Raw genomic sequence first — 7812 nt, 5'->3', positions numbered from 1 at the left:
CACTCATGTCCTTTTTGCAAGAAGAAAAAATGGGCTACATCAACGACGGCGAGTATGTCGTTTTGCTTCTCTTATATGGTCTGTGCAAAGCAGGGGGCAGAGCTCAAGACGACGGTTGATCAGACACTCATGCGCGGGTTGGCTACCGCAAGACCGTGTATTCGTCTTGGAGCTGCCTCTGTCAGCGGGCGTGCGTGGAATCGTGATCCGCACTTCGAAGGGGCGAGGGTTCTCCTACCGGGCTCAGCCCCCAGCCTTACACAGACGGCATTACTTTGTCGTCGCGCGCGCCTTCAAACTTTAAGCGCGCGACGTATCATCTATCGGCTGACTCTGGTGGCGGACTCACCTCTCTTGCGATAGCCCACATGAATCCAACCATTTCCCGCGCGATTGCGGTGGCAGCAATATTCTTTGGCTTGCCTGTCGCCAGAAGCCGCCGGAACTTGTGACTTAATCTCAATTGAGCCTTCCACGCGATATCCGTCACGCTGTTAGGTAGGCCTTCGATTTGTGGAAGCTGTTCTCGACCGATGCGAGGTCCGAAACGATAGCTCCAAGCCCCTTCAGCCAAAACGCGTCGTGCTCGCGCGCTACCAGCCTTGGTAATTCCACCCCTACGTGTTGTCGTGCCGCTGGATCTTTCCGACGGGATTAGGCCCAGAAAGGCCATCACCTGACGAGGATTGTCGAAACGGTTGAAGTCGCCTACTTCTGCCACAACAGTCGCTGCGGTAATTAGGCCGACGCCTCGCATTGATTGAAGTGCCATCACCACTGGTCCCATAGACCAAGATGGAATCAGCATCTCAATTTCTTTTGTGAGCCGGTCCCGACGGTTCTCGGCCTCTTCGACGGCATTCACGTATTCTTGGAAAACGGCCTGTTCCACAGGGGTATCGAGCTTAACCCTCGAAAGCCAACGCCTATGGATTTTCGTCCAACTCGCTTTTCCGGTGTAAATAATTCCGCGACGTAATAGAAAACTCTGAAGTGATTGTCTCGCCCGTGACAGCGCCTGAAGGGATGTTTCCCTGGCGCGAATTAGGTCCCGTACGGCTTCATGTTCCTCTCCCGGAACCCAAACAGAAATGAGTTCGCCTGCGCGGTGCATACGAGCCAGCTTAATCGAATCGCGCCGGTCTGTTTTTATCTGGTCGCCCGGCCGGGTCGGAATCAGCGATGGGGCGACGACGACACATTCGTAACCGGCTCCGGTGAGTTCACGATAAAGACCGTAACCGCAAGGGCCGGCTTCATAACAAAATGAAAGTGGCTCACCGTGGCGTTTTGCTACTTTTTTCGCAACCTCCAGAATAGCCCCCGGTCTGTTGGCGATGGTGCCAATGTGTATGGTTTCGGCCATACGTTCGGCCGGAGAGACACTGACAGATATTGTGGCTTTGTGGACGTCAAGTCCAATATAGGCGGCTGAAGAGTACACATTACTTCCTCCTTTTGTTGAAATAGTAAACTGCTTTAGCAATATACTTTTTCTTCTTGCAAAAGGACATTAGGTCAGCGGGGGATACCCCCGCAACGCCCCCTTGTGCGCCGCACCGGGGCCCGCGGCTAAAGCCTGCCCGGAACGGCGCAAGCGGTCGGCCCGTCGGGCCGCAGTCTTGTTGAGCGCGCGCGTGCCGCGCGCTTGAACCCTGCATCTCCAGCTTATGCCGGCCGCACCGGGCTTGGCCAAGGCGGCCGTCCGGCCCCGCCCGCTCCATTCGCTTGCGCTCCCGTGTTGGGCCGGACTGGCGCCCCAGGGGGCGGCCGCCTTGTCGCCCGGCACTGAGCCGGCGCTCGCCACACCTCTCTCACTTCGTTCCTTTCGATTTGGTCGCTCGCCGCTGGGCAGGGGTTCAGGCGCGGGGCTTTGCCCTGTGACGCCGAGAGCAACTGAACGGAGGCAAGACCATGACCCAACGCGACGACCGACACCCGACCATCAACGCGCAGCAACGGCTTTACGTCTTTCCCTGCGGGGGCGGCTATTCCTGCCTGGGCTTCGACGTGGCCGACCGGCGCATGCGCGCCGTGGCCGCGTGGCTGGGCAAGCCCGAGCTTGTCCCGGATGCCGAACCCGGCAGTCCCGACCATCTCGCCGCCTATCTCGCCTGCATGGAGGCCGGGCGGGCGCACCACGCCATCACCGGCGCGCGGTGCCCCGCCGAGCTCTCCCCCGCCTTGTGCGGCCATGAGGGCTGGCGGGTGGAGGTGACCGAGCCGGACGGCAATCGCCGTCGCTTCATCGTCGGCACGTCCACCGGCTGGATGCCCTGCCATCTGGAAGTGGCGCGCCGCGACAGCACCGGCGGCCCCGCCGCCTTCATCCCCGAGGGCGCGACCATGCGCCCGCTCCATCCCGTTCACGCCGCCCGCGCGGCGTGACGGCAACCCGTAACGAAATCCAGAAAACACGAAAGGACGAAATCATGACCATCGAGACCATCACCCTCGACCAGTTGAACCCGCCGAAGGCGAACCCGCGCACCAGCATGGACGTTGCCGCCCTTGAGGGGCTGGCCGCATCCATCAAGACGGACGGGCTTCTGCAGAACCTTGTCGTGCGCCCGCGCAAGGGCAAAGGCTACGACATCGTCTCCGGCGAACGGCGCTATCGGGCGCTGCGGCTTCTGGCCGAGCGCGGCGACATCCCCGCCGACCATCCCGTGCCCGTGGACATCCGCAAGCGGCTGTCCTCCGCCGACACCCTGCGGCTGGCCACCATCGAGAATATCCAGCGTGAGCAGTTGCCGCCCATGGACGAGGCCGAGGCGTTCGCCAGCCTGCTGGCGGACGGGGCGAGCCTTGAGGACGTGGCCGCGAAGGCGGGCGTGTCGGCACTGACCGTCAAGCGCCGCGTCGCGCTGGCTTCCCTCTGTGACGAGGTGAAAGTTTTGGTGCGGGAAGGCGAGGTGCCCCTGTCCGTGGCCGAGGCGCTGACGCTCGGCACTCACGACCAGCAGCGCGCCGTCATCGAGCGGCTTCAGCAGGGCTGGCATTACGATGCCGACGACATCCGCAGCATCCTGACCGGCGAGAAGCCGTCCGTGGCGCTCGCCATCTTCCCGCTGGAGAAGTACGAGGGCACCTACACCGCCGACCTGTTCGCGGATGAGGCCAACACCTTCTTCGACGACATGGAGCAGTTCTATCGGCTGCAATCCGAGGCCGTCGAGCAGTTGGCCGACACCCACCGCCGGACGGCAGCTTTCGTGGAGGTGGTGCACGAGGCTTACGTGCCGTGGTGGCAGTACCGCGAAGCCGAGGACGGCGAGCCGGGCGGCGTGGTCATCCAGTTCGCCCCATCGGGGCGGGTGCAGGTGCGCGAGGGGCTGGTCAAGCGTGAAGTCCGCCAGAGCGTGTCCGAGGATACCAGCGAAGCCCCCGGCACACCAAAGCCCAAGCCGGAATATTCCGGCCCCGTCATCCGCATGGTGAGTGCCCACAAGAGCCTTGCCGTGATGGAGGCGCTTCTCGCCAATCCCCGCAAGGCGAAGGAAGTGGCTGTCATCGGCATGATGCAGGGCTATGACTGGACGGGGCGCATCCATCTCGACCCGCATCCGGCGCTGGCCTACTTCGCGGAAGCTGAGGTGCAACCCACCAGCTATACCGCCATCGAACGAGAGGCCGGGGAAACGGCGCAGGCGCTCGGCATCGAGGCCGACAGTTCCCCCTATGCCGCGCCGACGCGTGGGGCGTGGGAGCAGCTTTTGCGTAGTCGCAAGGAGCCACTCGCCCTCTATGAGGCCGTGCAGGGCTTGACCGACGCAGAGCTCGAACAGCTTCACCTGCTGCTGACGGCGCTGACCTTCGGGCAGGGCGATATGGACGCGCTGGACGACGGCGAGAGCCTGTTCAACCGCATCGCCGCCGACCTTGAGGTGGATATGCGCAACCACTGGCGGCCTGACGCGGCGTTCCTGTCCCGCCGCCGCAAGGACCAGTTGGAGGCCATCGCCAAGGAAAGCGGCGCGGTGAAGCGCATGGGCCGTCTCAAGGACTACACCAAGAAGGCCATGGTCGAGGCCTTGGCGCGGCATTTCGAGCGTACCAAGGACGCCGCCGACGACGCGCCCGCGCATGACCGCAAGGGGCGCGACTGGCTGCCGGGGGCGATGCACTTCCCCGCCGTGACTGCCGAGCAGGGGGAGGCCGCAGACGATGCTGCCGAGTCCGAGGCGGAGCCTGTCGAGACCACCGAGGCCGTCGCGGACGCGGCCTAACCCTTCGGCGGCGCGGCTGCGGCTGCGCCGCCTTTCCTTTCATCCGAACACGGAGGACACGACCATGGGCACCATTCTCGGCGCGATCATCGTCATCGCCCTCATGGCCATCGTCACCAACATGACCGGCGACCCCGACGACACTCTCTGGGTGCTGCTGGGCTTCCCCATCGCTGTGCCGGTGGGCTACGCCATTCTCGTAACGTTGCTGCGGTTGCTGCGCGGACCGAGGCGGCGGTAGAAGATTCAATAGCAAAAGCCCCGCCGAATGGCGGGGCTTTTTCGATACGCAGGGTATCAGAACAGCTTCATGCTGAGCGGATATTTGTAATCCTCGCCGCGCTTGGCGGTGGCCGCACCCTTGAAGGCACAGATGAGCTGAACCAGCGCGAAGGCCAGAGTCACCACCATCAGGACCGGCATGGCCAGACCCGCGGTGATGGAAGTGAGGCCGAAGGCCACCAGGCTGTAGATCAGCCAGGAAACCTGGAAGTTCAGCGCCGCGCGGCCGTGACGATCGACTTGGTTGCCGCTCACGCCCTTGGCCAGCCAGATGATGGCCTGAACGATGGTGCCCAGGAAGCCGCTGAAGAAGTTGAGCAGACCGACCACGTGGATCAGCGCGGCGACGCTGGCGTCATCCTTGTTCACCGGCGTGGTGGTGGACTCGGGCGCGTCGTTCTGATTGCCACCTCCCGGCTGCTCGGGATTGGGGGAATTGTCGCTCATTTATATCTCTCGATGTGCAATCGGAGGTTAAAAGTCAAAGGAACAGGGAGTGGGCAGCCCCTCCGCGGAGGGGCTGCGCCACCGCAGGATTGAAGCGTGGTGTCGCTGAACGTGAACTTGATGCCGTCCGCGCCACCCCGAGCGCACTTCTGCGCGTAGCGCCAGCGCCCTTGGGTGGATAGAAAAAGAAAAGGAGATTTCTAGTAATATATTGCTCTTTAATATTTTTATCAATAAATATACTTGTTTTTATGATTTTTATTGTTGAATTCTTAAAAAGGTATTCCAAGGAAACATTAACCATTACCCTGCCGAATACAATCAATCTAAAACGTTTCAGGGCCAACAACCTTTCCGCATTTCGCCGGGTCACACCGTAACCCGCGCACTGCTGCGGTTGCTGCGCGGACCGAGGCGGCGGTAGCGGCCAAAAGAAAACCCTCCCGCCAAAGCGAGAGGGTTTTTCGTTAGCAGTGGAAACCGGAGCGGAGTTCGGTGTTGCCCGAGATGCGAGCAGCGCCGCAGACCCAAGCGTTGTCGCCGACCTGGGCGTAGCCAGAGACATGCGCATCGTCAAAGACACGGGCGTTGCTGAGGACCCGAACGTTGCCGCGGACCCGAGCGTTGCCCGAGACCACCGCAGCACCGTAGGCCCACGCGTTGCCATAGACCCACGCGTTGTCACCAACCTGGGCGTGGCCAAAGACACGGGCGATGCCGCGGACCCGAGCGTTGCCGTGGACCCGAGCGTTGCCCGAGACCTCCACAGCGCCGTAGGCCCACGCGTTGCCGAAGACCCACGCGTGGCCGGAGATCCACGCGTGGTCGACCTGGGCGTTGTCATCGACCTTGGCGTGGCCAAAGACACGGGCGTTGCCGTGGACCCGAGCGTTGCCGTGGACCCGAGCGTTGCCGAAGACCACCGCGTCGGGACCAACACGGGCCGTCTCGGCGACATCGGCCGTCTCGGCGACCCAGCCGCCTTCCGAGCCGTCAGGGTTGATGTGCCGTCGGGCCGGAACGGGACCGTTCCCGTCACGGAAGTCGAAGGTGCACTCCGCCTCGACCGGGTTCTCCGCTTCGAGGTACGCCCGCACCGTATCAAGCGCTGCGAGAAACTCTTCCTCGGAAGGAACATTGGACATAGTAGTATCGAAACCGCGCCGCATTGCTGCGCGCAGCTCCCAGAAGTATTCAGGAAAAGGAAAAGAAGCTTAATCTGTTCTTGTAACGATAAGCTCGCTATTCAACCGTTCCCCATAGAATAATCGAACAGATTTGCGGAAAGCCGTTTTCGTTGCCGAACGGGGCTGTTGCCGTCTTCGACGCAATGGAAGTCGGCTGCCACGCCGCGGCTGTGCCGAACCGAGAATAGACCGTTCGCACGGCCACATTCTCCGGGCGATATGCGGAACCGCCCTTTCCCTGTGACGAGCCGGCCGCGCCGACTTTCGTCGCCAATCCGCGCCATCACAAGAAAGCCGGCATCTCTTGGCCCCGTCTCGCCCGGCCAACTGGCATTGCCGGTCAGTGCCTGTCCCCGGATGGCGTCGCAGCCGCCCGTCGTGTGATCGCCCGACGGGTTGCCACGTCACCTTTCAGTCGGTGAGCCACACGCGCCCTGCGCCCTTTCCTTCGCATGGCAGACCTGGCGCCGGCGCCGGTCCCCGCAACGGCGCGCGGTCGGTTTCTTCCCCGGCCTGCCGGCCTTCCTCGCGCAGCCAAGAAACAGTCCGCTTGCCGTCGTCCGCTCCGCTTCCGCCCTGGCGGGTGCAGGGGCCGGCTCTATCCGGCGCCTTTGGCTGGCCATGGAAAGGTCGCGACGGGCGCGGCCTCCAACGAACTGAAAGGAGACTTCGACATGGCAACCATCGGCACTTTCACGAAGACCGACAGCGGCTACAACGGTGACATCCGGACCCTGACCTTCAAGGCCAAGGTGGCGCTGACCCCCGTCGAGAACGGCGGCGAGAACGCCCCCGACTTCCGTGTGATGGCGGGCACGGCCGAGATCGGCGCCGCCTGGAACCGCACCAGCAAGGGCGGCAACAGCTACATCTCGGTGAAGCTGGACGACCCGAGCTTCCCGGCCCCGGTCTACGCCAACCTCGTCGACCGCAACGGCAAGCCGACCCTCATCTGGGCCCGCTGACGGCAACCGGCCCCGCCGCTCCGGCGGCGGGGCCGCCCATTTCAACAAAGGAGATTTCGATTATGCATACGATGACAACCAACGATCCGACGCGCAGCGCGGAGTACGCCGAGATCGCCGTCGAGCAGCTCACCGTTTACCGGTACGTCGTCGCCCTCACCGACGACATCAACGATCCGGGAGCGGTCGCGCTTTCGCGCTTCACCAACGGTGAAGAGCCTGACCTCGGCCCCGCTGACGGCGAGCAGCACGAGCTGACCACATACTATATCGGCGCGTATCAGCCGGAGGCCGAGCAGCGATGATCGGCGCCATTTCAACCTGCCCCGCTTCGGCGGGGCGCTGCATATCTGACAAGGAGATTGACCGATGACGAATTCAACATTTCCGCATTTAACGATGGCCTACGACGAGTGGCTTGAGGCCTACCGGCCCGTGACCAACGCGCTCACCAAGAGCGCACCCTTCGACGGCCTGATGTTCGAGACCTTCGGCCCGGAGTTGGCGCATGTTCGTGACACGCCTGCCGACCGCGTCTGGACGCTGGTCGAGGGCGACGACGACACCCTCTATGTCCTGAGCGGGTTCCACTTCGTGAACCGGCTCGGCTATTTCATCGCCGCCCAGCCGCGGCCACCGCACGTCGACATCGAGGTGCCGGTCGACTGACACCATCGCGCATAGGGAACAGCACAACGGCCC

General features: G+C 62.9%; 10 protein-coding genes. 6 read left to right on the top strand and 4 right to left on the bottom strand.

What is annotated here, in order from left to right:
• Positions 1 to 316: 316 nt before the first annotated feature.
• Entirely contained in the window at positions 317 to 1444 is a 1128-nt protein-coding gene (locus tag CWC60_RS20065; protein WP_109792437.1) for an IS110 family RNA-guided transposase, read from the bottom strand.
• Between the two features lie 470 nt (positions 1445 to 1914).
• Here CWC60_RS20065 and CWC60_RS20060 point away from each other — a divergent pair, with 470 nt between their 5' ends.
• The 3 genes from CWC60_RS20060 to CWC60_RS23775 all read left to right on the top strand — a co-directional run bounded on the left by CWC60_RS20060 (position 1915) and on the right by CWC60_RS23775 (position 4470).
• Positions 1915 to 2388 carry a hypothetical protein gene (locus tag CWC60_RS20060; protein ID WP_109795697.1) on the top strand — a complete coding sequence of 158 codons (474 nt, stop codon included), beginning with the start codon at positions 1915 to 1917 and terminating at the stop codon, positions 2386 to 2388.
• Positions 2389 to 2432: 44 nt separating this feature from the next.
• Positions 2433 to 4229, top strand: coding sequence for a ParB/RepB/Spo0J family partition protein (locus CWC60_RS20055; protein ID WP_109795696.1), 1797 nt, complete (start codon positions 2433 to 2435; stop codon positions 4227 to 4229).
• A 64-nt stretch (positions 4230 to 4293) separates the two neighbouring features.
• Entirely contained in the window at positions 4294 to 4470 is a 177-nt protein-coding gene (locus tag CWC60_RS23775; RefSeq protein WP_164516655.1) for a hypothetical protein, read from the top strand.
• Between the two features lie 56 nt (positions 4471 to 4526).
• Here the strand turns inward: CWC60_RS23775 and CWC60_RS20050 are convergent, their stop codons facing one another.
• The 3 genes from CWC60_RS20050 to CWC60_RS20045 form a co-directional block, all read right to left on the bottom strand.
• Complete coding sequence (locus CWC60_RS20050; protein WP_109795695.1) at positions 4527 to 4958, bottom strand: DUF4870 domain-containing protein; 432 nt, start codon at positions 4956 to 4958, stop codon at positions 4527 to 4529.
• Positions 4959 to 4992: 34 nt separating this feature from the next.
• The gene (locus tag CWC60_RS23350; protein WP_125182838.1) at positions 4993 to 5304 is read right to left on the bottom strand and encodes a hypothetical protein; all 312 of its coding nucleotides are present in this window, start codon (positions 5302 to 5304) and stop codon (positions 4993 to 4995) included.
• Positions 5305 to 5425: 121 nt separating this feature from the next.
• Positions 5426 to 6127, bottom strand: coding sequence for a bactofilin family protein (locus CWC60_RS20045; RefSeq protein ID WP_109795694.1), 702 nt, complete (start codon positions 6125 to 6127; stop codon positions 5426 to 5428).
• A 692-nt stretch (positions 6128 to 6819) separates the two neighbouring features.
• Between CWC60_RS20045 and CWC60_RS20040 the strand changes: the two genes are divergently transcribed.
• The 3 genes from CWC60_RS20040 (at position 6820) to CWC60_RS20030 (ending at position 7779) form a co-directional block, all read left to right on the top strand.
• On the top strand, positions 6820 to 7110 hold the full coding sequence (locus CWC60_RS20040) for a DUF736 domain-containing protein (RefSeq protein WP_109795714.1): 291 nt from the start codon (positions 6820 to 6822) through the stop codon (positions 7108 to 7110).
• A gap of 62 nt (positions 7111 to 7172) precedes the next feature.
• Positions 7173 to 7415 (top strand): hypothetical protein, encoded by a 243-nt coding sequence (locus CWC60_RS20035; protein WP_109795693.1) that lies wholly within the window; start codon positions 7173 to 7175, stop codon positions 7413 to 7415.
• A gap of 64 nt (positions 7416 to 7479) precedes the next feature.
• A complete protein-coding gene (locus tag CWC60_RS20030) occupies positions 7480 to 7779 on the top strand; it encodes a hypothetical protein (RefSeq protein WP_125182837.1) in 300 nt (99 codons plus the stop codon).
• The last annotated feature ends 33 nt before the right edge of the window (positions 7780 to 7812 follow it).

This window comes from Minwuia thermotolerans (assembly GCF_002924445.1).
Lineage (GTDB): Bacteria > Pseudomonadota > Alphaproteobacteria > Minwuiales > Minwuiaceae > Minwuia > Minwuia thermotolerans.
Note: the sequence above shows the minus strand (reverse complement) of the source record. Positions and strands in the feature narration are given on the sequence as shown.